The sequence below is a fragment of the Inhella proteolytica genome (assembly GCF_016093275.1).
GTDB classification, from domain to species: Bacteria; Pseudomonadota; Gammaproteobacteria; order Burkholderiales; family Burkholderiaceae_C; genus Inhella; species Inhella proteolytica.
Genome location: NZ_JAEDAK010000010.1, coordinates 147,236 through 172,272, shown reverse-complemented (window position 1 = coordinate 172,272; position 25,037 = coordinate 147,236). Strand labels below are relative to the sequence as shown.

Below are 25,037 nucleotides of genomic sequence, written 5' to 3'. Positions count from 1 at the left end.
GGCCGGCAGCCGATCCAAAGGTCAGGGCCGCGCCAGTTGCAAGAGCGCCTGGGCCACGCGCTCGGCGCCTTCGCTGAGCGGCCGCTCGGCCGGGCGCAGCAAATGCCAGCCCAGGCGCGCCTTCACTGCCCATTGGCGCGCCAGCCAGAGCTCGGGTGGCGGCTCGGGCTCCCACAGCGGCGCCTGCACCAGGGCCACGCCCAGGCCGCAGCGCGCGGCCTGCTGCACCAGCTCGTAGCCCTGCAGGGTGCGGTCGGCCGGTTGGGCGCGGAAGGGCAGGCCCTGGGCCTCGCACCAATGGCGCCAGCCGCTGGCATCGGCATTGAAGAGCCGCGGCAGGCCCAGCAGCACCTTGGCCGCGTGGCGCCCGGGCGCCAGCAGCGCACGGGGTACCAGCGGCACCAGCTCCTCGTGCGCAAACAAGGCTTGGCTGCGCACCCCCGGCCAGCGCCCGGCGCCGTAGCGCAGCGCCAGGTCCACGCCCTCGCCTGCCAGATCGACCAGGCGCGATTCGGTGAGCAGCTCAACGCGCAGGCCGCCGGCCGCCTGCTCCAGCGCGGCCAGTCGCTCCAGCAGCCAGAAGCGTGCCATCGAGGGCGTGGTGGCCAGGCGCACGGTGACGGGGCGGCGCACCTTGCGGCCGCGGTCGCTGGCGTGGTCCAGCAGGTCCAGGCCCTGCCAGATGCGCGTCAGCAGGCGCTCGCCATCCGGCGTGGGCCGGGCGCCGCGTGCATGGCGGATGAAGAGCGGCAGGCCGGCCCAGGTCTCGGCCCCGGCCACGCGGCGGCTGATGGCCGCATGCGTGACGCCCAGCTCCAGCGCGGCCGCGCTGAAGGAGCCGGTGCGCGCCACCGCCAGGGCTGCCAGCAGGCAGTCCAGCGGTGGCAAGTGTTGGGGCAGGCTGTACGCAGAACTCACAGCTCATTCTGTACCGGGCGACTGGTTCGGCAGCGCCCGTCTGCCCAGACTGCGAGCCATGCACACCACCACCCTCCCCCGCCCCGCCGCCCTGCTTCCCGTCGGCCTGCTCGCCGCCCTGGCGACCGTGCTGTTCTGGGCCAGTTCCTTCCCGCTGATCCGCGCCGCCGTGGCCGAGTTCAGCCCCCTGCCGCTGGCGGCGCTGCGCTACGCCGTGGCCGGCCTGGCCATGGGCGCCTGGCTGCTGCTGGCGCCGGGGACATCGGCGCAGCGCCCGCTGCCGCGTGAATGGCCGCGCCTGCTGCTGGCGGCGGGCCTGGGCATCGTGGCCTACAACCTGCTACTGAACAGCGGCCAGCGCACGGTCTCGGCGGGCGCGGCCAGTTTCATTGCCAACACCGCGCCGGCGATGACGGCCCTGCTGGCGGTGCTGCTGCTGGGCGAGCGATTGCGCGCCTGGGCATGGCCCGGCATGGGCCTGAGCCTGGCCGGCGTGGGCCTGATCGCCGGCGCCCAGCCCGGCGGCCTGCACCTGGGGGCCGGGGCGCTGCAGATCCTGGGCTCGGCCGCCTGCCTGGCGCTGTTCTTCGTCGTCCAGCGCCCGCTGCTGGCGCGCCTGGGCGGCCTGCGCACCGCCGCCTGGGTGATCGTTCTGGGCGGCCTGCTGCTGCTGCCCTGGCTGCCGACGGGCCTGGCGCAAGCACAGCTTGCCAGCATGCAAGGGATCTGGACCGTCATCGCCCTGGGCCTGTTCCCCGCCGCGCTCGGTTATGGCTGCTGGGCCGTTGCGCAAGCGCATTACGGTGCGGCGCGGGCGGCAAGCTTTCTCTACCTGGTGCCACCCACGGCCACCGTGATGGCCTTGGTGCTGCTGGGCGAGCGGCCCAGCCCGCAGGTCCTGCTTGGCGGTGCGCTGGCCCTGGGCGGGGTGCTGGTGGTCAACCGCTGGGGCAAGGCCTGATGGGCGCGAGCTGCGCCAGCCATTGCGCCCGCTTGTCCGCCAGGCTCAGGCCCGCATGGGCCGGGCTGGTCGAAGGCAGGCGCAGCAGGGGCCAGGGCGCGCCGGGCAGCAGGGCCTGGGTCTGGCGCCAGGCGGTGTCGCCATTGCAGGCGATGGCGCGCAGCGCCGGCAGGCGCGCCACCAGCTCGGGCAGGGCGCTGGGTTCGGCGGCGCGGATGGCGCTGTCCAGGCTGCCCGGGCGCACGCAGGCGGCCACGGCGTCCCAGAGCGCGATGCGCGCCTCGACCAAGGCCTGCAGGCGCTCGGCATAGGGGCGCGCGGGCAGATCGATCTGGCCGGTGAGCGCCGCCATCAGCGGCCAGAAGGCATTGCGCGGATGCGCGTAGTACTGCGCCGCGGCCAGGCTGGCGGCACCGGGGAAGCTGCCGAGGATCAGCAGCTCGGCGTCCGGCCGCCAGACTGGCGCCAGGCCGCTCAGGCGCGAGCTGGTGGGTTCAGCTTGGGCAGCACCCGGCATGCGTTGGCACTCGTGAGGGCGGCGGTCTGCTCCAGGCTCCAGCCGCGCAGCGCGGCCAGGGTCTCGGCAATGCGCGGCAGCTCGGCCGGCTCGTTGCGGCTGCGTTCACCGGCGGCACGTTGCTCGGCAGTCTTGTAGAGCCAGTGCGGCGGGATGTCCGGCGCATCGGTTTCCAGCACCAGCGCGGTCTCGGGCAGTTCGGCGGCCAGACGGCGGATCTGCAGCGCGCGCTCGTAAGTCATGGCGCCACCAAACCCGAGCGCAAAGCCCAGCTCGATGAAGGCGTTCGCCTGCTGGGTGCTGCCGTTGAAGGCATGTGCGATGCCGCCCCGCACGGGGATGCGGCGCAGGCCGGCGAGCAGCTGATCTGCGCTCTTGCGCACATGCAGGATCACCGGCAGCCCGTGCTTGCGCGCGAGCTTCAGTTGCTCGGCGTAGAAGAACTGCTGGCGCTCGGGGTCCAGGCCGGGGACGAAGAAGTCGAGGCCGATTTCGCCCACCGCCACCAGCAGCGGGTCGGTTGCGGCCTCGTGCAGCAGCCGGTCGAGCAGCGCCAGATCCGCGTCCTGCGCCCCGGGCGTGTAGAGCGGATGGATGCCCAGCGCATAGGGCTGGCCGGCGGCTCGGCACAGGGCCTGGGTGCGGGCGAAGTCGCTGGCCTGCACGGCGGGCACGATGAAGCGCTCAACACCGGCCGCCAGGGCGCGCGCGCGCACGGCCTCGCGGTCCTCCGCGAACTCGGGGGCGTCCCAGTGGCAGTGGGTGTCGATCCACATCGAATCAAGCCGTCGACGGATCGGCGCAAAGTCCGCTACGAGGACTGCAGCACGCTGCGAGTCTCAAAGCAGTCCCAGCAGACGAAAACGTAGATCATTCCGCAGTCGGCGAGGCAGGCTCGGTCGCCTACCGAGTCCAGCTGCCCATAGAAGTCCATGTGCTTTCCACAGCGGCAGCTCGGCACTTCCTGCCCTTGGAGCCAGTCTGGCTCACCACCAATTCGGTGCCGCTTTCCGACTTGGCCATCCGCCCATTTGAAACCGATAGCCTCCCGAGCCTCATCCGTCTCAGGAGCCATCGTCAGAGGTATCGGCGGCAACTTCATGTGCAGACTTACCTGAACACCACCGTCCGCTTGCCGTTCAGCAGCACCCGGTGCTCGGCATGCCACTGAATCGCCCGCGCCAGCGCCACGCATTCCATGTCGCGGCCCACGGCAGCGAGTTGCTCGGGCGTTTGGGCGTGGTCGATGCGGGCGACCTCCTGCTCAATGATCGGGCCCTCGTCCAGATCGCGGGTGACGTAGTGGGCAGTCGCGCCGATCAGCTTGACGCCGCGCTCGAAGGCCTGGTGGTAGGGGCGTGCGCCCTTGAAACCGGGCAGGAAGGAATGGTGGATGTTGATGGCGCGGCCGTTCAGGAACTCGCACAGGTCCTCGCTCAGGATCTGCATGTAGCGCGCCAGCACCACCAGTTCCACGCCCTGCTCAGTCACGATGTCCTTGAGCTTTTTCTCCTGCGCCGCCTTCTGCTCGGGTGTGGCCTGCAGCAGGGGCAGGTGGTGGAAGGGCACATTGTGCGAGGCCGCGAGTTGGTAGAAATCGCGGTGGTTGCTGGCGATGGCCACGACCTCGATGTTCAGGTGGTCGGTGGCGGTGCGGAACAGGATGTCGTTCAGGCAATGGCCGAACTTGCTGACCAGGATCATGACCTTGGTCTTGTGCGCGGCGTCCACCAGCTCCCAGTCCATCTGCATCTGCGTGGCCAGGGGCGTGAAGGCCTCGCGCAGCGTGCCCAGGGCCTGGTCCGACTCGAACTCGATGCGCATGAAGAAGCGCGCGTGGTCCGGGTCGCCGTACTGGGCCGAGCTCAAGATGTTGCTCTGCGTCTGCAGCAGGATGCCGGTGACGGCGTGGACGATGCCGGCGCGGTCGGGGCAGCTGAGCTTGAGGATGTAGCGGTGGTTCATACGGGGTGCAGCGTTCCGTGGTCCAGTCGCCAGCGCTGCTGGCAGCGGGCGGCCAAATCGATGTCGTGGGTGACGAGCACGAAGGCGGTGCCCTGCTCGCGGGCGGCGTCCAGCATCAGCTTGAACACGCCGTCGGCGGTGTCGCGGTCGAGGTTACCGGTCGGCTCATCGGCCAGCACGCAGGCCGGCTTCGTCACCAGCGCACGGGCCATGGCCACGCGCTGGCGCTCGCCGCCGCTGAGCTCGGCCGGACGGTGCTCGACGCGCTCGGCCAGGCCCACGCGGGCCAGCATGGCGCGCGCCTGTTCACGCGCCGGCGCCAAGGCCAGGCGGCGGATGCGCAGCGGCATGGCCACGTTGTCCAGCGCCGAGAACTCGGGCAGCAGGTGGTGGAACTGGTAGACGAAGCCGAGGTGCTGGTTGCGCCAGGCGCCCAGGGCGCTGGCGCTGAACTCGGTCAGTGCACGGCCCATCAGCTGCACGCGGCCACCGCTGGGCTGCTCCAGCCCGCCCAGCAGGTGCAGCAGGGTACTCTTGCCCGAACCGCTGGCGCCGACGATGGCGACCGTCTCGCCCGCCCGCACCGTCAGGTCCAGGCCCTTGAGCACGCTGACGTCGAGCGGGCCTTCGTGGAAGCGCTGGGTCAGGCCCTGCGCGCTCAGAACCACATCACTCATAGCGCAAAGCCTGGGCCGGTTGAACCCGCGCAGCGCGCCAGCTCGGGTAGAGGGTGGCCAGCAGCGCCAGGCCGAGGGAGATAAAGGCGATCGGCAGGATGTCCCCGCGCTGCGGGTCGCTCGGCATCTGGCTGATCAGGTAGATGTTGGCGGGCAGGAACTTGGCGCCCAGCAGGCCCTCGATGGCCGGCACGATGACGTCGACATTGAAGGCAATCAGCAGGCCCAAGGCGACGCCGCTGAGGGTGCCCACCACGCCGGCGAACGCGCCCTGCACGATGAAGATGGCCTGGATGCTGCGCGGGCTGGCGCCCAGGGTGCGCAGGATGGCGATGTCGCTCTGCTTGTCCGTCACCACCATCACCAGGGTGCTGACGAGGTTGAAGGCGGCCACCGCGACGATGAGCGTGAGGATGATGCCCATCATGCGTTTCTCGACCTGCACGGCGGCAAACCAGGTGGGGTTGGCGCGGGTCCAGTCGCGCACGCGCCAGTCCGCACCCAAAGTCGGCTGCAATTGGTCGGCCACCGCGCGGGCGGCATGCAGGTCGTGCAGGCGCAGTTGCAGGCCGCTGGCGCCGCCGGTGCGGAAGAGCTTGGCGGCGTCGTCCAGATGCATCATCACCAGGCCGGCGTCGTACTCGTAATGCCCGGCCTGGAAGACGCCGGCCACCTTGAAGCTGCGCAGGCGCGGCGTCACGCCGGCCGGGGTCACGCTACCGCCGGGCGCCATCACGGTGATCGCATCGCCCACCTGCACGCCGAGCTGGCGCGCCAGCTCCTGGCCGATCAGCATCTTCCACTGGCCGGGTTGCAGCTCGTTCAGCACCGCCGGGGCCAGCTTGCCGGCCATCGGCGTGACCTTGGGCTCGTGCTCGGGTAGCACGCCGCGCACCATCACGCCGCGCATGTCCTCGCCACGCGCCAGCAGGGCCTGGCTGCTCACAAACGGCGCCACGCCAGCCACCTGGGGCAGGCCCTGGGCCTGCTGGGCCAGCGGCTGCCAGTCCTCCACGCCCTGGCCGTCCCAGCGCGTCAGTTCCAGGTGGGCGATGGCGCTGAGCATGGCGTCGCGCACCTCGCGCTGGAAGCCGTTCATCACCGAAAGCACGACGATGAGTGCAGCCACGCCCAGGGCGATGCCGACCATCGAGACACCGGAGATGAAGGAAATGAAGGCGTTGCGCCGGCCGCCCTTGCCGGCGCGCAGGTAGCGCCAGCCGACTTGCAGCTCGTAAGGAAGGTTCATGGATTTGGGCCCGCAGGGGGCGCGATGCTACCGGGCGCCCCCGGCGCGCGGCCCCTGCAAGCTGGGGAGCGCGCCCGGTGTGGCGCGCCGGGCTTCAGTGCCCGTGGCCGCCAGGGCCGCCCTGCCCGCCCAGCGCGCGCACCGGCACCTGCAACTGCAGGGTTTCGGCCGGCTTGCCCGGCCGCTCGATCTGCAGCGTCAGCGGCAGGGTGTCGCCGGCCTTCAGCGGCTGCTTCAGGCCCATCAGCATCAGGTGGTAGCCACCGGGCTTGAGCGTCACCGCCTGCCCAGCCGGCAGCTCCAGCGCCGGGACCTCGCGCATCTTCATCACGCCGTCGTCCATGCGCATCTCATGGATCTCCACCCGCGCCGCCGCCGGGGTGCTGCCCCCCACGAGCTTGGCGCCATCGGGCGAGCGCAACTGCACGAACACGCCGGTGGCCTTCTGGGCCGCCACCGTGCCGCGGGCCCAGGCCTCGCTGGCCGTTGTCTGGGCCTGGGCCAGGCCAGGGAGGAGCAGCGCAAGCGCCAAGGCGCCGGGCTTCCAAAACTTCATCTCGATCTCCAACAAGGGCTTCGGGGGGCGGATTGTTCCGCGCGCCGCGCACCCGCCATCCGGGGGGCCGGGCGCCGCTGCTGCGCCGGATCTGCGCATACTACGGAAACATTTAGATACGCTGGGAGGCCCAGATGTCGATCTGGTTGGACGAGCTCGAACGCGCAGCCCAGGTGCACGCCGAACAGAACCTGCAGGACCGGCGCGCACTGCGCATGGCCATGCATCGGGCCTTGGACGAGGTGCAGGCCGGGCGCGACGCCGATTGCGTGCTGATCATGCTCGACTTCCTGCCGCGCCCCCAGGGTGCCGACGCCACGGCGCGGCCGCCCGACCCCAGCGAAGGCCAGGCCATGCTGCGCGAGGAGTTGCTGCGCCAACCCTACGAAGCCTTTGAACTGCGCCGCGGCCAGGCCTGCGTGCTGGTGCCCGGTGCACCGGACGCCGAAGCGCTGCAGCGCGTGGTGATGCGCCTGAACCGGCGTCTGCAGCAGCTGAGCCAGCGGCGCTACAAGCTGCTGTTCGGTCTCTCGCGTGCCAGCGAGGCGCGCAATGGCGGCGCGGCCTGGCTGGCGCTGGCCGACTTGCGCCTGCAGGTCTGCATGGCGCGCGCCGGCCTGGCACCGCCCCTGCCCACGGGGCCACGACCGGGCGCCTTCGAGCGGCGGCGCACCGGCAAGCGCTGAAGCCCTCAGGCGCTCAGTGCGCCGCCTCCCAGCTGGCGCCAAACCCCACTTCGGCCAGCAGCGGCACCTTGAGCTGGGCCACGCCGGCCATGAGCGCCGGCACTTGGCTGGCCACCCAGTCGCGCTCGCTCTCGGGTAGCTCGAACACCAGTTCGTCGTGCACCTGCATGACGATCAGGGTCTGCTTGCCTTCGCGGTCGATGGCGGCTTGTACGGCCAGCATGGCGAGCTTGATCAGATCCGCCGCCGTGCCCTGCATGGGCGCGTTGATGGCCTGACGCTGCGCGGCGGCCTTACGGGGGCCATTGCCGCCTTTGATCTCGGGCAGCCAAAGGCGCCGGCCGAACACGGTCTCCACATAGCCCTTGGCCTCGGCAGAGGCACGGGTCTCGTCCATGTAGCGGCGCACGCCCTGGAAGCGCGCGAAATAGAGATCGATGTAGTCCTTGGCGGCCTTGGGCTCGATGCCCAGTTGGGCCGCCAGGCCATAGGCGCCCATGCCGTAGATGAGGCCGAAGTTGATCGCCTTGGCGGCGCGGCGCTGCTCGGTGCTGACCGCCTCCAGCGAGGTGCCGAACACTTCCGCGGCCGTGGCCTTGTGGATGTCGGCGCCGCTGGCGAAGGCGGCCAGCATGGCGGGGTCTTCGCTGAGGTGGGCCATGATGCGCAGCTCGATCTGCGAGTAGTCGGCGCTGGCGATCAGGCCGCCCGGCGGGGCCACGAAGGCCTCGCGAATGCGCCGCCCTTCCGCCGTGCGCACGGGGATGTTCTGCAGGTTCGGATCGTTGCTGGCCAGCCGGCCCGTCACCGCCACGGCCTGGGCGTAATGGGTGTGCACGCGGCCGGTGTGGGGGTTCACCATCAGCGGCAGTTTGTCGGTGTAGGTGCTCTTGAGCTTGGCCAGGCCGCGGTGTTCCAGGATCTTGGCCGGCAGCGGGAAGTCGGCGGCCAGCTCGGTCAGCACCTCCTCGTCGGTGCTGGGCGCGCCGGTGGCGGTCTTCTTCTTCACCGGCAGGCCGAGCTTGCCGAACAGGATCTCGCCAATCTGCTTGGGGCTGCCGATGTTGAAGGGCTGGCCGGCCAGCTCGTACAACGATTGCTCCAGCTGCAGCAGGCGCTGGCCCAGCTCATGGCTCTGCGCCTGCAGCATGGCGGCGTCGATCCGCACGCCGTTGCGCTCCACGCGCAGCAGCTGGGCCGAGGTGGGCATCTCGATCTGCTCGTACACATAGCGCAGGCCGGGCTCGGCCAGGATGCGCGGCAGAAGGCGCTGGTGCACGCCCAGGCACATCTCGCTGTCCTCGCAGCTGTATTCGGCGGCGCGCGCCACGTCCACCTGGGCGAAGGGAATCTGCTTGGCGCCCTTGCCGCACAGGTCCTCGTAGCTCAGGCCCTTGCGGCCCAACTCGCGGTCGGCCAGGGCCTCCAGGCTGTGGCTCTTGTGGGCCTCCAGCACATAGCTCTGCAGCATCGTGTCGTGCGCATAGCCTCGGATGGCAATCCCATGGTTGGCGAACACATGGGCGTCGTACTTCACGTGCTGGCCCAGCTTGGCGCGCGTGCCGTCCTCCAGCCAGGGCTGCAGGCGCGCCAGCACCTCGTCCAGCGGCAGCTGCTCGGGGTGATCCAGGCCCGCATGGCGCAGCGGGATGTAGCAGGCTTCCCAGGGCGCGACGCTGAAGCTCAGGCCGACGATGCGGGCGTCCAGATTGCTGAGTGAATCGGTTTCGGTGTCCAGGGCCACCAACTCGGCGGCCTGGAGCTTCTGCAGCCAGGCGTCGAAACGCGCCCAGGTGTTGACGGTTTCGTAGTGCTTGTCCTGCGCCGGCGGCGGGGGCTCGGCCCGCACCGGCTCGGCCTGGGTCTGCGGCGCCACGCCCTGGCCTTCGAGTTCGCGCTTCCAGGTCTTGAAGCCATGCTGGGTGTAAAAGGCCAGCAGCCCTTCACGGTCCACCGGCTTGAAGGCCAAGCCCTCCACCGAGGGCCAGGGCTGCAGGTAGGCGGCGAGATCGCAATCGGTCTTCACCGTCACCAGCTTGCGGCCGGTGGGCAGCCAGTCCAGCGCCTTGCGCAGGTTCTCGCCGGCCACGCCCTTGATGCTGGTGGCCGCGGCCACCACGCCATCGAGCGAGCCATGCTCGGCAATCCACTTGGCGGCGGTCTTGGGGCCGACCTTGTCCACGCCCGGCACGTTGTCCACCGCGTCGCCCATCAGGGTCAGGTAGTCGACGATGCGGTTCGGCGGCACGCCGAACTTGGCCAGCACGCCCGCCTCGTCCAGGCGCTCGTTGCTCATCGTGTTGAGCAGGCTGACGGCGGGCGTCACGAGCTGGGCCAGGTCCTTGTCGCCGGTGCTGATGACCACCTGATGCCCGCTGGCCTCGGCCACGCGCGCCAGGGTGCCGATGGCGTCGTCCGCCTCGATGCCGGGCACGGTCAGCACCGGCCAGCCGAGCAGCTGCACCACCTGGTGGATCAGCGGGATCTGGGCGCGCAGGTCGTCCGGCATGGGTGCGCGTTGGGCCTTGTACTCGGGGTACCAGTCGTCGCGGAAGGTCGGGCCGGAGGCATCGAACACGCAGGCGGCATGGGCGCCGGGGTAGCGGTCACGCAGCTGTTTGAGCATGGCCACCATGCCGTGCACGGCGCCGGTGGCCTGGCCGTCCGGGCCGCGCAGGTCCGGCATGGCGTGGTAGGCGCGGTAGAGGTAGCTGCTGCCGTCGACGAGCAGCACGAGGGGGGTCTCGGCGTTCATGCGCGGCATTGTCAGCGGGCCAAGAAAAAGCGGCCCCGCGGGGCCGCTTTCAAGGGGTGGAGCGAGGCTCAGGCCTTGCGGCGCTGGGCAAAGCCAAGACCCATCAGACCCAGACCGGCGAGAGCCAGCGTGCCGGGCAGGGGCACATCGTTGGTGCCCGAGAAGGAACCCGCCTGGATGAACACGGCCGAGTCATAGATGTTGTCGCCACGATCAAAAATCTTGAACTCGAAGCTGTTGGTACCCGTCAGGCCGGTGCCAGAAGCGGTCAGCACGGTGGTCAGGCCGTCGTACTGGATGTCCAGGTTGAGGCTGGTGCAGCCGGCCGGGCCATTGGCGCGGTTGTTGCGGTAATGGGCGGTGTTGCTCAGGCAGTTGACGTTGTCAATCGACACCTCCTGGCCCGACCCCGGCAGCAGCGCGATGTTCGTGCCGTTCAGCAGCAGCTGGAAGGCATCGTTCACACCGGCATTGACGTATTCGTTGTATTCCTCGGAAGCGAACACATAGCGGAAGAACACATTGCCGGTGCTGGAGCTGAAGTCGAACTTCAGGCTGACCGTGTCATTGCCGGCCGCACCGCCCGGCGCGCCACCGTTCTGGCCGCAGTTGTTGGAGGTGTTGGACTGGCCGGCGCAGTCCACCGTGCCGGTGGTCAGCAGGATGCCCTTGTCAAAGCCCACGGTGCCGGCACCGCTGCTGAACAGGCCGGCGGCGTTGTTCAGGCCCGTGCCGTTGGTGATCAGCTGCGCATTGCTGATGGTGATGCCAGCGCCACCGATGGCATTGGCCAGGGCGTTGGCATCGGTCGAAGCCGTGACCACCGGGACGGCCTGGGCCAGACCGGCGATCGAGAGGGCGATGGCGCCGAGACAGAGTTGCAAGCTTTTCATGGGTTGGATCTGCAGTGGGTGGGTGAAAGACCGCCCGTCGGCGGACGGACGTCCTTTGCAATCCGCGTGCCAATCACATGCGCGCCGCGCCAAGCCCTTGATTCACATGGAGTGCACTTTCCCGGCCACGTAACTTTGTGCATCAGAGTCAAGTTGGGCGACATTTCATTCGCGGCTCCCGCAGGGCGGCTCCGCCTTGCCGCAGATGGCGCTTCTTAGAATCGCCCGACCATGTCCAAAGCCCTGTGCTGTGCGGCTCTGCTGCTGGCCGTGCAGCCCCTGCTGCAGGCCGCCGAGTCCCCTCCCCGCCCCCCTGATCTGAGCCAGGCCGCGGCGCCGCCGACGGCGGCCCCTGCGCCCACTCCGGTGACCGCTGAACCGCAACGGCGCCGTCTGGCGCGCGAGGAGAGCAGCCAGTTGCGCGTGCGCGAGGACGAGCTGACCCGCACCGAAGAGCATCTGGACGCGCGCGGCCGCGTGCTGCGCATCGTGGTGCACCCCAAGAACGGTGCGCCTTCCTACGAGATGGCGCCGCCGCGCCCTCAAGATGAACACGCCCAGATCGGCCCGCGCCGCTGGAAGCTGCTGGATTTCTGATGGCCGTCTACACCCCCGTCCCCGAGCATGAGGTGCAAGCCCTGCTGAGCCGCCTGAACCTGGGCGAGCTGCAGCAGCTCAGCGGCATCAGCGCCGGTATCGAGAACAGCAACTTCTTCGTCGATTGCACCGCCGGCCGCTATGTGCTGACGGTGTTCGAGCGCCTCACGCCCGCCCAGCTGCCCTTCTACCTGGGGCTGATGCAGCATCTGGCGGCCAAGGGCCTGCCGGTGCCCGCGCCGCAGGCCGATGCGCAGGGCCAGATCCTCTTTGAACTTCAGGGCAAGCCGGCCGCGGTGGTGAGCTGCCTGCGCGGCAGCCACCAGCTCTCGCCCAATGTCTTCCATTGCGAGCAGCTCGGCCATTGCCTGGCGCGCCTGCATCTCGCGGTGGCGGATTTCCCGCTCTTCCAGCCCAATCTGCGCGGCCTGCCCTGGTGGCAGCAAGTGGCCCCCACGCTGCTGGACCAGCTGCCGGCCGACACCGCGGCCCTGCTGCGCGGCGAGCTGCACTTCCAGCTGGAGCTGGCCGGCTCCGCCGCCTTCCAGGAGCTGCCGCGCGGCGCCATCCATGCCGATCTGTTCCGCGACAACGCCATGTTCGAAGGTCTGCCCGGGCGCGAGCAGCTGTGCGGCGTGTTCGATTTCTATTTCGCCGGCGTGGACAGCTTCCTGTTCGACCTGGCCGTGTGCCTGAACGACTGGTGCATCGACCTGGCCAGCGGCCGTCTGATTGAGGAACGCGCCACAGCCCTCGTGGCCGCCTACGAAGCCGAGCGGCCGCTTTCCGCCGCCGAGCACCGCCTGCTACCGGCCCTGCTGCGTGCGGCGGCCTTGCGCTTCTGGCTGAGTCGGTTGGACGATTGGTACCGCCCGCGCGACGCACAGCTGCTGAAGCCCCACGACCCCACGCATTTCGAGCGCGTGCTGCGCGAGCGCCGCCTCAACCCCTGGCATGCGATGAAGGACGCCTCTTGAGCCCCGCCAAGCCCCTGGGCCTGCGCCTGACCCTGCACAGCGTGCCCCCGAAGCAGGGCCTGCGCTGGATCGCACTGGGCTGGCAGGTGTTCCGCCGCGCCCCGCTGGCACTCAGCAGCACCCTGGCGATGTTCCTGGTGGCGGCCATGGTGCTCAGCCTGCTGGGCACCGTCGGCGCCCTGCTGGGCCTGGCCGCGCTGCCGCTGCTGTCGCTGGCCTACATGCTGTGTACCCACCAGGTGCTGCAGAAGCGCCCGGTGAGCTGGCAGGTCTTCAGCCAGCCCTTCCGGCTGACCCCCGCACGCAGCCGCGCCCAGTTGGCACTGGCCCTGACGTACGTGGTGGCCACGGTGGCGGTGATCGCGGCCGCCGCTGCCATCGACGGCGGGCGCTTCGAGGAACTACAGCGCCTGATGGCCGAGGCCGGGCAGAGCGAAGAGGCGCGCAAGGCCGCCGAAGAGGCCCTGACGGCTGCGCTGACGGACTCCAGCCTGCTCTGGGCCACCCTGGTGCGCATGGGTGGCTTGCTGCTGGTTTCGATTCCCTTCTGGTACGCCCCCGCCCTGGTGCATTGGGGCGGCCAAGGCGCCCTGCAGGCGCTGTTTTCCAGCACCCTGGGCTTGTGGCGCAACCGCAGCGCCTTCGTGCTGAACGGCCTGGGCTGGCTGGGCATCCTGATGGCCAGCTCGCTGCTGCTGGCCGTGCTCACCACTCTGCTGGGCGGCCCGGGCCTGCTGGCGCTGCTGGTCATGCCGGTGACGCTGCTGATGCTGTCGGTGTTTTATTGCGGGCTGTACTTCATGTTCGTGGACAGCTTCCGCTTCGTGGCCGACGAGGGCAGCAGCGAGCCCACGCCCCCGCAACAGCCGGACTGATGCGCAGCCGCTGCGCGCGCTGCCTGCGTGCGCGCTGCCTGTGCGCGCTGCTGCCCGAGGCGCCACTGGCGCACCAGGTGGAGCTCGTCATCCTGCAGCACCCGCTGGAACAGCACGAGGTCAAGGGCACGGCGCGCCTGCTTGCCCTGGCCCTGGCGCGTTGCGAGCTGCGGGTGGGTGAGCAGTTCAGCCAGCCGCCCAACCCCGAGGGTCGCACCGAGGCCCTGCTGTACCCGGGCGAGCCGGCCGCCGCGCCGCCGGGCACCGCCCCGCAACACCTGCGGCTCTATGTGCTGGACGGCACCTGGCGCAAGAGCCGCCTGCTGCTGCATCGCCACCCCTGGCTGGCCGCCCTGCCGCGCGTGAACTTGGCGGCTGCAGCACCCAGTGCCTACACGGTGCGCAAGGCGCATGCGGCGCACCAGCTCTCCACGCTGGAGGCCTGCGCGGCGGCGCTGCAGCAGCTCGAGGGCCTGGACCCGGCACCGCTCCTGCAGCTGCAGGCCCGCCTGCTCAGCGCGCTGCAGGCCGCCCGGCCTGCGCCCACAGTTCCGCCGCCTGGTGGATCAGGTGGAACACCGGGGTCTTGAGCCAGAGATAGCCCTCCACCTGCTCGGGGAACAGCGCCGCGGCACGGCGCTTGAGCGCCTCGTACTGCGCCGCTGCATCGGGCCGGGCGCGCAGGTAGTCGCGCATCAGCAGGGCAAAGCGGTGGTTGGCCGCGCCGATCTCGCGCACATGCAGGTGCACCCGCCGCTCGCCCTCGGGCTCGCGGAAGTAGAGCTTGCGCAGCGCCAGCGCGGCGGGGCCTTCATCCCAGGCCCAGTCGAGCCCCTGGCGCCAGCCTGCCGCCCAGAGCCGCTGGCGCCAGGGCAGATCGCCCTCCAGGCTGTGCACACCGAGTTGCAGGTCGATCACATCCTTGGCCGCCAGGCCCGGCACGGCGGTGGAGCCGACCGACTCGATCTCGAACCCCGCTTCGGGCAGCAGCGCGCGCAGGCGGGCCTGCCACTGCGCGTGCTCGGCGGGCCAGCCGGGCAGCGGACCGACGATCTCGATACGCCGGCTGCGCGGAAAGTCCGGCGACGCCATGGCTCAGATCGGCGTGAGCTTGGCCACCGAGAGTGCCAGCCACTTGGCGCCATGGCGGCCGAACTGGATGTGGGCGCGGGCATCGGGGCCGGTGCCTTCGAGCGTCAGCACCACGCCCTCGCCGAACTTGTTGTGGAACACCGCCTGGCCCACGCGCAGGCCGGAATCGTGTTCGGCCTTCTTGGGCACCGGCGCGGCCACGGCCTGCTGCCAAGCAGCCGGTTTAGGCGCAGGCCAGCCGCCCCCGCCCGCGCGGGCTTCGCGGTGCCCCGCCCCCACCACGCCGGAAAGCCCCGCGCCGCGCTGCCAGGCATTGGCGTAATCGCGCTCGAAGCCCGAACCAAAACCGCCCTGCTTGGGGCTGAGCCACTTCAGGCTCTCCTCGGGCAGCTCGGCCAGGAAGCGGCTGCGCACGTGGTAGCGGGTCTGACCATGCAGCATGCGGCTTTGCGCCAGGCTCAAGTGCAGGCGCTTGCGCGCGCGGGTGATGGCCACGTACATCAGACGGCGCTCTTCTTCCAGGCCGTCGAAGTCCTGCAGCGCGCGCTCGTTCGGGAACAGGCCTTCTTCCAGGCCGGTGAGGAAGACGGCGTCGAACTCCAGGCCCTTGGCGGCGTGGATGGTCATCAGCTGCAGCGCGTCCTGGCCGGCCTGGGCCTGGTTGTCGCCGGCCTCCAGGCTGGCGTGGGTCAGGAAGGCGGCCAGCGGGCTCATGATCTCGCCGGTGTCGGCGTCGGGCGTCAGGCCCGGCCCCTGGCCGAGCTCGTCAACCGGCAGCGCCACGGCATCCTTGCCGAAGCCCTCCTGCGTGACGAAGCTCTCGGCCGCGGTGATCAGTTCGTCCAGGTTCTCCAGGCGCTCGGCGCCGTCCTTGTCGCTGCGGTAATGCGCCGCCAGGCCCGAGCCCTCGACCACGTGCTCGACGATGGCGCGCAGGGTCTGCCCCTCGGTGGCGCGGCGCAGGCCCTCAATCAGCTCGACGAACTTCTGCAGGCTCGCTCCCGCGCGGCCCTGCAGGGCCGAGACCGACTGCCACAGGCTGCGCCCGGTGGCCTTGGCGGCGTCCTGCAGCTGCTCCACCGTGCGCGCGCCGATGGCCCGGGCCGGGAAGTTGACGACGCGCAGGAAGCTGGTGTCGTCGTTGACGTTCTCCAGCAGGCGCAAATAGGCCAGCGCGTGCTTGATCTCCGCGCGCTCGAAGAAGCGCAGGCCGCCGTACACGCGGTAGGGAATGCCGGCATTGAAGAGCGCCGATTCGATGACGCGGCTTTGCGCGTTGCTGCGGTAGAGCACGGCGATCTCGCTGCGCGCCAGGCCGCCGCGGTGCAGGCTCTGGGCTTCTTCCAGCACCCAGCGCGCCTCGTCGAAATCGCTCGGGGCCTCGAACACGCGCAGGGGCTCGCCCTGGCCCTGGTCGGTGCGCAGGGTCTTGCCCAGGCGACGCTCGTTGTGGCTGATCAGGTGGTTGGCGGCGTCCAGGATGTGGCCGCAGGAGCGGTAGTTCTGCTCCAGCTTGATGAGCTGGTTGATGCGGTACTCGCGCTCGAAGGCATGCATATTGCCCACCTGCGCGCCGCGAAAGGCGTAGATGCTCTGGTCGTCGTCGCCCACCGCGAACACGGCGCCGCCGCCCGGGGGCGCGAACAATTTCAGCCAGGCGTACTGCAGCTTGTTGGTGTCCTGGAACTCATCCACCAGCACATGGCGGAAGCGCTGCTGGTAATGCTGGCGCAGCGCGGGGTCGTCGCGCATCAGCTCGTAAACGCGCAGCATCAGCTCGGCGAAATCGACCACGCCCTCGCGCTGGCATTGCGCCTCGTACTGGGCGTAGACCTCGACGATCTTGCGTTCCTGCTCGTCGCGCGGGATCACGTCCTTGGGCCGGGCCGCCTCTTCCTTCCAGTGGGCGATGGTGTGCGCCACCGCCTTCGGCACAAAGCGCTCTTCGTCCAGGTTCATGGCCTTGATGACGCGTTTGACGGCGGCCACGGTGTCGCTCGCATCCAGGATCTGGAAGCCCTGCGGCAGGCCGGCGGCTTTCCAGTGCGCGCGCAGGAAGCGGTGGCACAGGCCGTGGAAGGTGCCGATCCACATGCCGCGCACGTTGTAGGGCAGCATCGCGGCCAGGCGCGTCTGCATTTCCTTGGCGGCCTTGTTGGTGAAGGTCACGGCCATCACGCCACCCGGGCCGACCTGCCCCTGGCTGAGCAGCCAGGCGATGCGCGTGGTCAGCACCCGCGTCTTGCCGGACCCCGCCCCGGCCAGGATCAGCGCCGGCTCGTCCCCCAGGGTGACGGCGGCCAGTTGCTCGGGGTTCAGGTGCTGCAGCAGGGTCGAATTCATGAGGGGGCGGATTGTCGGTGCGATCCCGACCTAGAATCGCGCCCTTGCCTCCGAGGAGCGTTGCAACCCGTCAATGACGGGCCAGGCTCGGAGGCCAGGGGTGCTGAGATCCCCTGCGGCAACGGCGCTCACCCGCTGAATCGACGTGGGTGAGCCTTGTCCACCCATCCCATTCGGCGGTCCTTCCAGCTTTTCAGGAGCCCCGCCATGCTGTCCCCCACCGATTACAAGATTGCCGACCTGTCGCTCGCCGACTGGGGTCGCAAGGAAATCGCCATTGCCGAAGGCGAAATGCCCGCGCTGATGGCGATCCGCAAGGAACTGGCTGCCACGCAGCCGCTGAAGGGCGCGCGCGTCACCGGCAGCCTGCACATGACGATCCAGACCGCCGTGCTGGTCGAGACCCTGCAGGCTCTTGGCGCGCAAGTGCGCTGGGCCAGCTGCAACATCTTCAGCACACAGGACCACGCCGCCGCGGCGCTGGTGGCCAAGGGCACGCCGGTGTTCGCCTACAAGGGCGAAACGTTGGAGGACTACTGGGACTACACCCACCGCATCTTCGAATTCGGCGCTGCCAACACCGCGGGTGAAGGTCCGAACATGATCCTGGACGACGGCGGCGACGCGACCCTGCTGCTGCATCTGGGCCAGAAGGCCGAGAAGGATCAGTCGGTGCTGGCCAACCCGGGCAGCGAAGAAGAGCGCATCCTCTTCGCCGCCATCAAGGCCAAGCTGGCCGTGGACCCGAGCTGGTACACGCGCAAGTCGGCCGAGATCATCGGCGTGACCGAAGAGACCACCACGGGCGTGCACCGCCTGAACGAGATGAGCGCAAAGGGCACGCTGCTGTTCCGCGCCATCAACGTCAACGACTCCGTCACCAAGAGCAAGTTCGACAACCTGTACGGCTGCCGTGAATCGCTGGTGGACGGCATCAAGCGCGCCACCGACGTGATGGTGGCCGGCAAGATCGCCGTCGTCGCCGGTTATGGCGATGTGGGCAAGGGCTCGGCGCAGGCGCTGCGCGCGCTGTCGGCCCAGGTGTGGGTGACCGAGATCGACCCCATCTGCGCGCTGCAGGCCGCCATGGAAGGCTACCGCGTGGTGACGATGGACTGGGCGGCCGACAAGGCCGACATCTTCGTCACCGCCACCGGCAACAAGGACGTCATCACGCGCGCCCACATGCAGAAGATGAAGAACAACGCCATCGTCTGCAACATCGGCCACTTCGACAACGAGATCGACGTCGCCGGTCTGGAAGGCTGCACCTGGGAAGAGATCAAGCCTCAGGTCGACCATGTGATCTTCCCGGACGGCCACCGCATCATCATGCTGGCCAAGGGCCGCCTGGTGAACCTGGGCTGCGGCACCGGCCACCCCAGCTACGTGATGAGCAGCTCCTTCGCCAACCAGACCCTGGCCCAGGTGGAGCTGTACGCGCACAAGGACCAGTACGCCGTCGGCAAGGTCTATGTGCTGCCCAAGCATCTGGACGAGAAGGTGGCGCGCCTGCAGCTCACCACCTTGAACGCCGAGCTGACGCAGCTGACCGAGGCGCAGGCCGCGTACATCGGCGTCGACAAGGCAGGCCCCTACAAGGCCGACACCTACCGCTACTGATGAAGCTGACCAGCCGCGCCGACCAACTGCTGGTGCAACGCGGCCTGGCGCCGAGCCGCTCGGCCGCGCAGCGGCTGATCGCGGCCGGCGCGGTGCGCTGGCTGGGGCCGCAGGGCTGGCAGGCGCCCAAGAAGGCCGGCGATGAGCTGCCGCTGCGTTGCGAGCTGAAAGTCGAGGACGACGCCGAGACCCGCTGGGTCTCGCGCGGCGGGCTCAAGCTCGAAGGCGCGCTGGACCACGCCGGGCTGAGCGTGGGCGGCACCGCGCTGGACCTGGGCCAGAGCACTGGCGGCTTCAGCGAGGTGCTGCTGGCGCGTGGCGCCGAGCGCGTGGTCGGCATCGAGGTCGGCCATGGCCAACTCCATCCCAAGCTGCAGGGCGACGCCCGCATCGTCACGCTCGAAGGCCTGAATGCGCGCAGCCTGTGCGCCGAAGACCTGGGTGAGCACCTGCCCGCCGAGGGCTTCGACTGGGTGGTGGGCGACCTCAGCTTCATCTCGCTCACGCTCGTGCTGCCCCAGCTGCCGGCGCTGCTGAAGCCCGGCGCGCGGCTGCTGCTGCTGGTCAAGCCGCAGTTCGAGCTGCAGCCGGCCGACATCGGCAAGGGCGGGCTGGTGAAGAGCGAAGCCAGCTACCCCAAGGTCGAGACCAAACTGCGCGAGGCGGCCGCTGCGGCCGGCTTCGTTGTTGATGACTACTTCGCCAGCCCGATTGCGGGCGGCGATGGCAACCGCGAGTTCTTCCTGCTCGCCACCCGCCCATGAAGACCCCCGTCAGTTTCGAGTTCTTCCCGCCCAACACCCCGGTGGGCCACGACAAGCTGCTGAACCAGGTGGTGCCGGCGCTGGCCGCGCTCCAGCCAGAGTACTTCAGCGTCACCTATGGCGCCGGCGGCGCCACGCGCGACAAGACCCTGGCCACGGTGAAGGCGATCGCCGCCGCCGGCCACCAGGCCGCGCCGCACCTGAGCTGCATCGGCGCCACGCGCGAGTCGCTGCGCGAGATCCTGGCCGAGTACCGCAGCCAGGGCATCCGCCGCGTCGTCGCGCTGCGCGGTGATTTGCCCAGCGGCACCGCCGGTCTGGGCGAGTTCCGCTATGCCGAAGAGCTGGTGCGCTTCATCCGCGAGACCGAGGGGCCGGACTGGCAGATCGAAGTGGCCGCCTACCCCGAGACGCACCCGCAGTGCCGCTACGCCGCCAAGGACCTGCAGCACTTCGCGACCAAGATGAAGGCCGGCGCCAACGCCGCCATCACGCAGTTCTTCTTCAACCCCGAGGCCTACTTCCACTTCGTGGACGAGGCACGCAAGCTCGGTGTGGAGCAGCCCATCGTGCCGGGCATCATGCCCTTCCACAACTACCACCGCATCGCGCAATTCGCGCAGCGCGACGGCATCGACATCCCGCGTTGGGTGGCGCTGAAGATGGAAGGTTTCATGGACGACGCCGCCTCGATCCGCGCCTTTGGGCTGGACGTGGTGACGCGCCTGTGCGAGCGCCTGATCGAGGGCGGCGCACCCGGCATTCACTTCTACTGCCTGAACCAGAGCGAGCTGGTGCTGGAGATCGGCCGCCGCCTGGGCCTGGCGCCGCGCTGAGCGCGTGGTGACGGCGTAAAGAAGCGCAAATCCGAGCCCCTGCCGTCGCCAGGGTTCCAGGCGCCCGGGGACACTGCGCCGCCATGCGCCTCACGCCCTTCCTCCTGTTCGGCCTGGCCCTGTGCGCCCAGGCCCAGACCAACACCCAGACACCCCCACCGCCGGCCGCGCCGGCTTCCGCCCCCGCCGCGCGGCTGGACAAGGTGGAGGTCAGCGGCCAGGCCAGCGACGAGGCCAAGCGCCGCGCCAGCACGGCCAGCAAGATCGTCATCAGCCGCGAAGACCTGCTGCGCTTTGGCGACGGCAATCTCGTCGACCTGATGCGCCGCCTGCCCGGCGTCACCCCCGGCGGGCGGCCGGGGCGCGGCGGCGAGATCCGCATGCGCGGCATGGGTGGCGGCTTCACGCAGATCCTGGTGGACGGCGAGCGCATGCCGCCCGGCTTCACGCTCGACCAGGTGCCGCCCGAGCAGGTCGAGCGCATCGAGATCCAGCGCGCCCCCACGGCCGAGACCGGCGCGCGCGCGGTGGCCGGCACCATCAACGTGATCCTGCGCGAGCCGCTGGCGCGCAAGCTCAACGAGGCCCGCCTGAGCCTGGGCTTCGACCACGGCGAGCTGCAGCCCAATGTGGCGCTGACGCACAACGACAGCACGGCCGGCGGCCTGAACTACTCGGTCACCTCGGTGCTGAACCGCCAGCGCCGCGCCGACGACATCAACAGCCGCACCCGCATCGAGCCCGACGCCGGCCTGGTGCAGGAACGCAGCCAGCGCGGCCGCAGCCTGGACCAGCGCGACAGCCTGAACCTGAACGGCCGCCTGCAGTGGCGCCTGGGCGAGGGCGAGACCCTGCAGCTGATGCCCTTTGCGGTGCTGGCGCAAGGCGAGAACCACAGCCAGTTCGCCCAGGGCGGCGAGCCGCGCTACACCCAGGTGGCGACGCAGAGCGAGGGGCGGTTCCGCATGCTGCGCGCCGGTGCGAACTACCAGAAGCGCCTGAGCGAGGACCTGCGCCTGGACCTGCGCGCCAACGGCGGCGGCGCCAACCTGCGCAACGACAACCAGCGCCTGGAAAGCGGCGGCACGCTGGACCGGCGTCAGGACGACCACAACGACAACCGCGACCGCAACCTCAACCTCACCGGCAAGCTCAGCCTTCAGACGGCTGCCGAGCACGCCTGGGTCAGCGGTACCGAGCTGGAATGGGGCCGGCGCAACAACACCCGCACCAGCCTGCAGAACGGCCAGCCCCTGCTCGGCCTGGGCGATTTCGGCGACGAACTCAGCGCCCGCACCCTGCGCAGCGCGCTCTACACGCAGGACGAATGGCAGGCCAGCCCGCAATGGAATCTGCACGCCGGCCTGCGCTTCGAGCAGATCGACAGCCGCGGCCAGGCCGGGGCGGCACTGGGCGAGGTGCGCAACCGCTCGCAGGTCTGGTCGCCCCTGCTGCACGCGCTGTGGAAGCCCGACCCGAGGAGCCGCGAGCAGCTGCGCATGAGCCTGACGCGCAGCTACCGCGCCGCCAGCCTGAACGACCTGATCGCCCGCCCGGTGTTCAACAGCCAGTTCCCCAGCGGCCCCAACACCGAGTACGCGGCCGACAGCGCCGGCAACCCGAACCTGAAGCCCGAGCTGGCCACCGGCCTGGAGTTCGCCTACGAGCGCTACCTCAGCAAGGGCGGCCTGCTCTCGGCCAATCTGTTCGCGCGCAGCATCCAGGGCCTGATCCGCCGCACGCTGGCGCTGGAAGACAGCGTGCTGAATGGCGTGCCCACCCCGCGTTGGGTCAGCCGGCCGCGCAATCTGGGGGATGCGCGCGTGTACGGCCTGGAGCTGGAAGCCAAGGCGCGGCTGGACGAGATCTGGGCCGAGGCGCCGCCCGCCTGGGTGCCGCTGCAGCTGCGCGCCAACCTCAGCCTGTTCCGCTCCGCCGTCGAGGGCATTCCCGGCCCGCACAACCGCATCGATGCCCAGCCCCGCTTCACCAGCAACCTCGGCCTCGATTACCGCACGCCCGGCAGCCCGGTAAGCCTGGGCGTCAACTGGAGCTACACGCCCGAGGTGCTGATCCAGCAGACCGAGATCCTCAGCAGCCGCACCTCCAAGCGCGTGGTGTTCGACGCCTACGGCCAGTGGGCGATCAGCCGCGACACCAGCCTGCGCCTGGCGCTCTCCAACCTCGACCCGCTCGATGCGCTCAGCCAGACCGTGGTGGACAGCGGCAGCAACCTCGTGACGACCGAAAGCCGCCAGCGCACCTTCCGCACCGCCACCCTGCGCCTGGAGACCCGCTTCTGATGACCCGCGTGCTCTTCATCTGCATGGGCAATATCTGCCGCAGCCCGACGGCCGAGGGCGTGTTCCGCGCCCAGGTGCAGGCCGCCGGCCTGGCGCAGCACATCGAGATCGACTCGGCCGGCACGCACGACTACCACGTCGGTGCGCCGCCGGATGCGCGCAGCCAGGAGCACGCGCGCCAGCGCGGCTACGAGCTGGGGGGCTTGCGCGCCCGCCAGCTGGTGGCTGCGGACTTCGAACGCTTCGACCTGCTGTTGGCCATGGACGAGGACAACCTGGCGCGCGCCGCGCGCCTGGCCACGCCGGCGCAGCGGGCGCGCCTGCAGCTCTTCATGCGCTACGCGCCGGGCCTGGGCACGGCCGTGCCCGACCCCTACTACGGCGGGCCGGAAGGCTTCGAGCAGGTGCTGGATCTGGTGGAAGCGGCGGGCGCCGGCTTGTTGAAGGCGCTGCGGCAAAAGCCCTGATCAGGCGGCCGCGGGCAGCCTGAATGCGCCCACCACGCTGAGCAGTTCGTCGCTCTGCTGGCGCAGGCTCTCGGCCGCAGCGGCACTCTCTTCCACCAGGGCGGCGTTCTGCTGGGTGCTGTGGTCCATGTCGGTGACGGCCTGGCTGGCCTGCAGCACGCCGTCGCGCTGTTCCTGGCTGGCACGGCTGATGGCGGACACCAGGTCGCCCAGGCGCTGGATGGAGGCCACCACCTCGTTGACGGCATCGCCCGCGCTGCGCGCCTGGCTGCTGGTGCCGGCCACCTGGTCGGTCATGCCACCGATGAGCTGCTTCACTTCGGCTGCGGCCCCGGCCACGCGGCCGGCCAGCTCGCGCACCTCGCTGGCCACCACCGCAAAGCCGCGCCCGGCCTCGCCGGCCCGGGCCGCTTCCACCGCCGCGTTCAGGGCCAGCAGATTGGTCTGGAAGGCGATGCTGTCGATGACACCAATGATGCTGCCGATGCGCTGCGAGCTCTGGTTCACGGCCTGGATCTGCCCCACCACCTGGGTGACCACGCGCAGGCCCACCTCGGCCTGCTGCACCGTCTGGCTGGCGATGCCGCGCGCCTGATCGGCGTGCTCGGCATTGCTGCGCACGGCGCCGCCCAGCTGCTCCATCGAGGCCGCCGTCTGCTGCACGGCGCTGGCCTGGCGTTCGGTGCGGGTGGAGAGATCGATATTTCCCACCGCAATCTGCTGGCTGGCCACGGCCACCTGCTCGGCGCCCTGGCGCACGGCCTGGCAGACGTTCACCAGCTTGGCGCGCATGTCCTCCAGCGCCTGCAGCAGCAGGCCCATGTCGTTGCGGCCGCGCAGCGGCACCTTGGCCTGCAGATTGCCGCCGGCAATCGCGTGGGCGGCCTCGATGGCCAGCGCCACCGGCGCGGTGATGGAGCGCACCAGGCGCGCTGCCAGCAGCAGGCTGAACAGGGCCAGCAGCAAGCCGCCACCGGCAAGACCGAGCAGCGCCAGGCGGGCATCAGCCTCGCGCTCGCCCAGCAGGGCACGCAGGGCCTGCTGGGCACGCAGGGATTGCTCCAGCAGCCGGTTGATGGGCTGGCTCATGGCCTCGAAGGCGGCCGCCACCTGGCGGGGCTCGGCGCCGCCCTCTGCTCCCACGGCCTGCTGGCTGAGCTGGCGCAGCAGCGCCACCTCGCGCGCCAGGTTCTCACCCGGCAGTGCGGGCAGCAGCTCGGCATTGGCCTGGGCGGCCAGCTCGTAATGCAGCTGCACGCGGCTGAGGCGGTCGTTCACCTCGCCGTGCAGGAGCAGGATCTGCTGGCGCTGGGCCTCGGTGGCGCCGTTGAGCAGGCTGAGCGCGCTGAGGGCACGCAGCCGGCCCAGGCTGTCGATCAGGTCGGGCACGGCGTCGAAGCTGGCAATGATGAGGTGGTAGCCGTCGACGCTGGGGTCGTAGGACAGCAGGGTGTCGTGCATCACCCGGCCGGTCAGCTCCACCAGGGCGCGCAGCTGGGCCTGGTGGCGCTGCAGGCTTTGCAGCGGCGTCGGGCCGCGGCTGACGATGGCGGCCCCCAGCTCCTCCAGCTCACGGCGCTGGCGCTCCAGCGCGGCCCGGGTGCTGCCCTGGATGTCCGGGTGCTGCAGGCTGCGCTGGGCTTCGTCCAGGGCCTGCATCAAGTCCAGCTGGGCGGCCTGGAAGGGCGGCAGCGGACTGTCGCTGCGACTCAGCAGCAGCGCCGCCTGCCCGCGCTGGCGCATCAGGGCCAGCTGGGCGCGCACCAGGGTGGCGGCAATGGGCGTGCCCTGGTTTTCCTGCCGCGCCACCTGCCAGGTCTGCCACTCCAGCTGCACCAGGCGCTGGCCCAGCCAGGCGCAGGGCAAGGCCAGCAGCAGGGCCACGAGCGCGAACTTCGCGCCGGTATTCAGACGGTCCATCCACGCTCGCATGGCTTCCTCCCGCTGTGTGCCGGGCGATGCTCATGCAAGCGGGGCCGCCTG

At 70.1% G+C, this 25,037-nt stretch carries 23 protein-coding genes and 1 riboswitch; of the genes, 11 read left to right on the top strand and 12 right to left on the bottom strand.

Going from position 1 to position 25,037, the window contains the following annotated elements:
• Nucleotides 1-21: 21 nt before the first annotated feature.
• Complete coding sequence (locus tag I7X39_RS15300) at nucleotides 22-918, bottom strand: LysR substrate-binding domain-containing protein (RefSeq protein ID WP_198112023.1); 897 nt, start codon at nucleotides 916-918, stop codon at nucleotides 22-24.
• A gap of 58 nt (nucleotides 919-976) precedes the next feature.
• Here I7X39_RS15300 and I7X39_RS15295 point away from each other — a divergent pair, with 58 nt between their 5' ends.
• Nucleotides 977-1,879: a DMT family transporter gene (locus I7X39_RS15295; RefSeq protein ID WP_198112022.1), complete on the top strand. Its 903-nt coding sequence runs from the start codon at nucleotides 977-979 to the stop codon at nucleotides 1,877-1,879.
• Here the strand turns inward: I7X39_RS15295 and I7X39_RS15290 are convergent.
• The 6 genes from I7X39_RS15290 to I7X39_RS15265 form a co-directional block, all read right to left on the bottom strand.
• On the bottom strand, nucleotides 1,857-2,396 hold the full coding sequence (locus I7X39_RS15290; RefSeq protein WP_198112021.1) for a DNA-deoxyinosine glycosylase: 540 nt from the start codon (nucleotides 2,394-2,396) through the stop codon (nucleotides 1,857-1,859). The two genes, I7X39_RS15295 and I7X39_RS15290, sit on opposite strands and share 23 nt — an antisense overlap.
• Nucleotides 2,354-3,172: a TatD family hydrolase gene (locus I7X39_RS15285; protein WP_198112020.1), complete on the bottom strand. Its 819-nt coding sequence runs from the start codon at nucleotides 3,170-3,172 to the stop codon at nucleotides 2,354-2,356. The genes I7X39_RS15290 and I7X39_RS15285 overlap by 43 nt, the downstream gene beginning before the upstream one ends.
• Nucleotides 3,173-3,506: 334 nt before the next feature.
• Nucleotides 3,507-4,361, bottom strand: a complete 855-nt coding sequence (gene purU / locus I7X39_RS15280) for a formyltetrahydrofolate deformylase (RefSeq protein ID WP_198112019.1) — start codon at nucleotides 4,359-4,361, stop codon at nucleotides 3,507-3,509.
• Nucleotides 4,358-5,038, bottom strand: coding sequence for an ABC transporter ATP-binding protein (locus I7X39_RS15275; RefSeq protein WP_198112018.1), 681 nt, complete (start codon nucleotides 5,036-5,038; stop codon nucleotides 4,358-4,360). The genes purU and I7X39_RS15275 overlap by 4 nt, the downstream gene beginning before the upstream one ends.
• Nucleotides 5,031-6,287 (bottom strand): lipoprotein-releasing ABC transporter permease subunit, encoded by a 1,257-nt coding sequence (locus I7X39_RS15270; protein WP_198112017.1) that lies wholly within the window; start codon nucleotides 6,285-6,287, stop codon nucleotides 5,031-5,033. The genes I7X39_RS15275 and I7X39_RS15270 overlap by 8 nt, the downstream gene beginning before the upstream one ends.
• A 94-nt stretch (nucleotides 6,288-6,381) precedes the next feature.
• Nucleotides 6,382-6,843, bottom strand: a complete 462-nt coding sequence (locus tag I7X39_RS15265; RefSeq protein ID WP_198112016.1) for a copper chaperone PCu(A)C — start codon at nucleotides 6,841-6,843, stop codon at nucleotides 6,382-6,384.
• A 134-nt stretch (nucleotides 6,844-6,977) separates the two neighbouring features.
• Here I7X39_RS15265 and I7X39_RS15260 point away from each other — a divergent pair, with 134 nt between their 5' ends.
• Nucleotides 6,978-7,529: a hypothetical protein gene (locus I7X39_RS15260; RefSeq protein WP_198112015.1), complete on the top strand. Its 552-nt coding sequence runs from the start codon at nucleotides 6,978-6,980 to the stop codon at nucleotides 7,527-7,529.
• 13 nt (nucleotides 7,530-7,542) lie between these two features.
• On the opposite strand, the gene polA is transcribed toward I7X39_RS15260, so the two are convergent.
• Together polA and I7X39_RS15250 are read right to left on the bottom strand one after the other, a co-directional pair.
• Nucleotides 7,543-10,284 carry a DNA polymerase I gene (polA, locus tag I7X39_RS15255; RefSeq protein WP_198112014.1) on the bottom strand — a complete coding sequence of 914 codons (2,742 nt, stop codon included), beginning with the start codon at nucleotides 10,282-10,284 and terminating at the stop codon, nucleotides 7,543-7,545.
• 68 nt (nucleotides 10,285-10,352) lie between these two features.
• Nucleotides 10,353-11,177 carry a choice-of-anchor L domain-containing protein gene (locus I7X39_RS15250; RefSeq protein ID WP_198112041.1) on the bottom strand — a complete coding sequence of 275 codons (825 nt, stop codon included), beginning with the start codon at nucleotides 11,175-11,177 and terminating at the stop codon, nucleotides 10,353-10,355.
• Between the two features lie 231 nt (nucleotides 11,178-11,408).
• On the opposite strand from I7X39_RS15250, the gene I7X39_RS15245 reads away from it, so the two are divergent.
• From I7X39_RS15245 to I7X39_RS15230, 4 genes are read left to right on the top strand one after another with little or no spacing between them, the layout of a single operon-like run.
• The gene (locus I7X39_RS15245; protein ID WP_198112013.1) at nucleotides 11,409-11,774 is read left to right on the top strand and encodes a hypothetical protein; all 366 of its coding nucleotides are present in this window, start codon (nucleotides 11,409-11,411) and stop codon (nucleotides 11,772-11,774) included.
• Nucleotides 11,774-12,751, top strand: coding sequence for a homoserine kinase (locus I7X39_RS15240; protein WP_198112012.1), 978 nt, complete (start codon nucleotides 11,774-11,776; stop codon nucleotides 12,749-12,751). The genes I7X39_RS15245 and I7X39_RS15240 overlap by 1 nt, the downstream gene beginning before the upstream one ends.
• The gene (locus I7X39_RS15235; protein WP_198112011.1) at nucleotides 12,748-13,626 is read left to right on the top strand and encodes a BPSS1780 family membrane protein; all 879 of its coding nucleotides are present in this window, start codon (nucleotides 12,748-12,750) and stop codon (nucleotides 13,624-13,626) included. Before I7X39_RS15240 ends, I7X39_RS15235 begins: the two co-directional genes overlap by 4 nt.
• On the top strand, nucleotides 13,626-14,216 hold the full coding sequence (locus tag I7X39_RS15230; protein ID WP_198112010.1) for a tRNA-uridine aminocarboxypropyltransferase: 591 nt from the start codon (nucleotides 13,626-13,628) through the stop codon (nucleotides 14,214-14,216). The genes I7X39_RS15235 and I7X39_RS15230 overlap by 1 nt, the downstream gene beginning before the upstream one ends.
• On the opposite strand, the gene I7X39_RS15225 is transcribed toward I7X39_RS15230, so the two are convergent.
• On the bottom strand, nucleotides 14,140-14,718 hold the full coding sequence (locus I7X39_RS15225) for a GrpB family protein (RefSeq protein ID WP_198112009.1): 579 nt from the start codon (nucleotides 14,716-14,718) through the stop codon (nucleotides 14,140-14,142). The genes I7X39_RS15230 and I7X39_RS15225 overlap by 77 nt on opposite strands.
• A 3-nt stretch (nucleotides 14,719-14,721) precedes the next feature.
• Nucleotides 14,722-17,061, bottom strand: coding sequence for a UvrD-helicase domain-containing protein (locus tag I7X39_RS15220; RefSeq protein ID WP_198112008.1), 2,340 nt, complete (start codon nucleotides 17,059-17,061; stop codon nucleotides 14,722-14,724).
• 46 nt (nucleotides 17,062-17,107) lie between these two features.
• Nucleotides 17,108-17,198: riboswitch (S-adenosyl-L-homocysteine riboswitch) on the top strand.
• Between the two features lie 70 nt (nucleotides 17,199-17,268).
• Here I7X39_RS15220 and ahcY point away from each other — a divergent pair.
• The 5 genes from ahcY to I7X39_RS15195 all read left to right on the top strand — a co-directional run bounded on the left by ahcY (nucleotide 17,269) and on the right by I7X39_RS15195 (nucleotide 23,054).
• Nucleotides 17,269-18,684 (top strand): adenosylhomocysteinase, encoded by a 1,416-nt coding sequence (gene ahcY / locus I7X39_RS15215; RefSeq protein ID WP_198112007.1) that lies wholly within the window; start codon nucleotides 17,269-17,271, stop codon nucleotides 18,682-18,684.
• On the top strand, nucleotides 18,684-19,448 hold the full coding sequence (locus I7X39_RS15210) for a TlyA family RNA methyltransferase (protein ID WP_198112006.1): 765 nt from the start codon (nucleotides 18,684-18,686) through the stop codon (nucleotides 19,446-19,448). The genes ahcY and I7X39_RS15210 overlap by 1 nt, the downstream gene beginning before the upstream one ends.
• Nucleotides 19,445-20,284: a methylenetetrahydrofolate reductase [NAD(P)H] gene (gene metF / locus I7X39_RS15205; RefSeq protein WP_198112005.1), complete on the top strand. Its 840-nt coding sequence runs from the start codon at nucleotides 19,445-19,447 to the stop codon at nucleotides 20,282-20,284. The genes I7X39_RS15210 and metF overlap by 4 nt, the downstream gene beginning before the upstream one ends.
• Before the next feature lie 83 nt (nucleotides 20,285-20,367).
• Nucleotides 20,368-22,587 carry a TonB-dependent receptor plug domain-containing protein gene (locus I7X39_RS15200; RefSeq protein WP_198112004.1) on the top strand — a complete coding sequence of 740 codons (2,220 nt, stop codon included), beginning with the start codon at nucleotides 20,368-20,370 and terminating at the stop codon, nucleotides 22,585-22,587.
• Entirely contained in the window at nucleotides 22,587-23,054 is a 468-nt protein-coding gene (locus I7X39_RS15195) for a low molecular weight protein-tyrosine-phosphatase (protein ID WP_198112003.1), read from the top strand. The genes I7X39_RS15200 and I7X39_RS15195 overlap by 1 nt, the downstream gene beginning before the upstream one ends.
• Here the strand turns inward: I7X39_RS15195 and I7X39_RS15190 are convergent, their stop codons facing one another.
• A complete protein-coding gene (locus I7X39_RS15190) occupies nucleotides 23,055-24,986 on the bottom strand; it encodes a methyl-accepting chemotaxis protein (RefSeq protein ID WP_198112002.1) in 1,932 nt (643 codons plus the stop codon).
• Nucleotides 24,987-25,037 lie beyond the last annotated feature (51 nt).

Bases quoted from the DNA above. Each gene is read 5' to 3' on its own strand.
- I7X39_RS15295 (WP_198112022.1), top strand. From the start codon at position 977: ATGCACACCACCACCCTCCCCCGCCCCGCCGCCCTGCTTCCCGTCGGC.
- I7X39_RS15290 (WP_198112021.1), bottom strand. From the start codon at position 2,396: ATGCCGGGTGCTGCCCAAGCTGAACCCACCAGCTCGCGCCTGAGCGGC.
- I7X39_RS15285 (WP_198112020.1), bottom strand. From the start codon at position 3,172: ATGTGGATCGACACCCACTGCCACTGGGACGCCCCCGAGTTCGCGGAG.
- purU (WP_198112019.1), bottom strand. From the start codon at position 4,361: ATGAACCACCGCTACATCCTCAAGCTCAGCTGCCCCGACCGCGCCGGC.
- I7X39_RS15275 (WP_198112018.1), bottom strand. From the start codon at position 5,038: ATGAGTGATGTGGTTCTGAGCGCGCAGGGCCTGACCCAGCGCTTCCAC.
- I7X39_RS15270 (WP_198112017.1), bottom strand. From the start codon at position 6,287: ATGAACCTTCCTTACGAGCTGCAAGTCGGCTGGCGCTACCTGCGCGCC.
- I7X39_RS15265 (WP_198112016.1), bottom strand. From the start codon at position 6,843: ATGAAGTTTTGGAAGCCCGGCGCCTTGGCGCTTGCGCTGCTCCTCCCT.
- I7X39_RS15260 (WP_198112015.1), top strand. From the start codon at position 6,978: ATGTCGATCTGGTTGGACGAGCTCGAACGCGCAGCCCAGGTGCACGCC.
- polA (WP_198112014.1), bottom strand. From the start codon at position 10,284: ATGAACGCCGAGACCCCCCTCGTGCTGCTCGTCGACGGCAGCAGCTAC.
- I7X39_RS15250 (WP_198112041.1), bottom strand. From the start codon at position 11,177: ATGAAAAGCTTGCAACTCTGTCTCGGCGCCATCGCCCTCTCGATCGCC.
- I7X39_RS15245 (WP_198112013.1), top strand. From the start codon at position 11,409: ATGTCCAAAGCCCTGTGCTGTGCGGCTCTGCTGCTGGCCGTGCAGCCC.
- I7X39_RS15240 (WP_198112012.1), top strand. From the start codon at position 11,774: ATGGCCGTCTACACCCCCGTCCCCGAGCATGAGGTGCAAGCCCTGCTG.
- I7X39_RS15230 (WP_198112010.1), top strand. From the start codon at position 13,626: ATGCGCAGCCGCTGCGCGCGCTGCCTGCGTGCGCGCTGCCTGTGCGCG.
- I7X39_RS15225 (WP_198112009.1), bottom strand. From the start codon at position 14,718: ATGGCGTCGCCGGACTTTCCGCGCAGCCGGCGTATCGAGATCGTCGGT.
- I7X39_RS15220 (WP_198112008.1), bottom strand. From the start codon at position 17,061: ATGAATTCGACCCTGCTGCAGCACCTGAACCCCGAGCAACTGGCCGCC.
- ahcY (WP_198112007.1), top strand. From the start codon at position 17,269: ATGCTGTCCCCCACCGATTACAAGATTGCCGACCTGTCGCTCGCCGAC.
- I7X39_RS15210 (WP_198112006.1), top strand. From the start codon at position 18,684: ATGAAGCTGACCAGCCGCGCCGACCAACTGCTGGTGCAACGCGGCCTG.
- metF (WP_198112005.1), top strand. From the start codon at position 19,445: ATGAAGACCCCCGTCAGTTTCGAGTTCTTCCCGCCCAACACCCCGGTG.
- I7X39_RS15200 (WP_198112004.1), top strand. From the start codon at position 20,368: ATGCGCCTCACGCCCTTCCTCCTGTTCGGCCTGGCCCTGTGCGCCCAG.
- I7X39_RS15195 (WP_198112003.1), top strand. From the start codon at position 22,587: ATGACCCGCGTGCTCTTCATCTGCATGGGCAATATCTGCCGCAGCCCG.
- I7X39_RS15190 (WP_198112002.1), bottom strand. From the start codon at position 24,986: ATGCGAGCGTGGATGGACCGTCTGAATACCGGCGCGAAGTTCGCGCTC.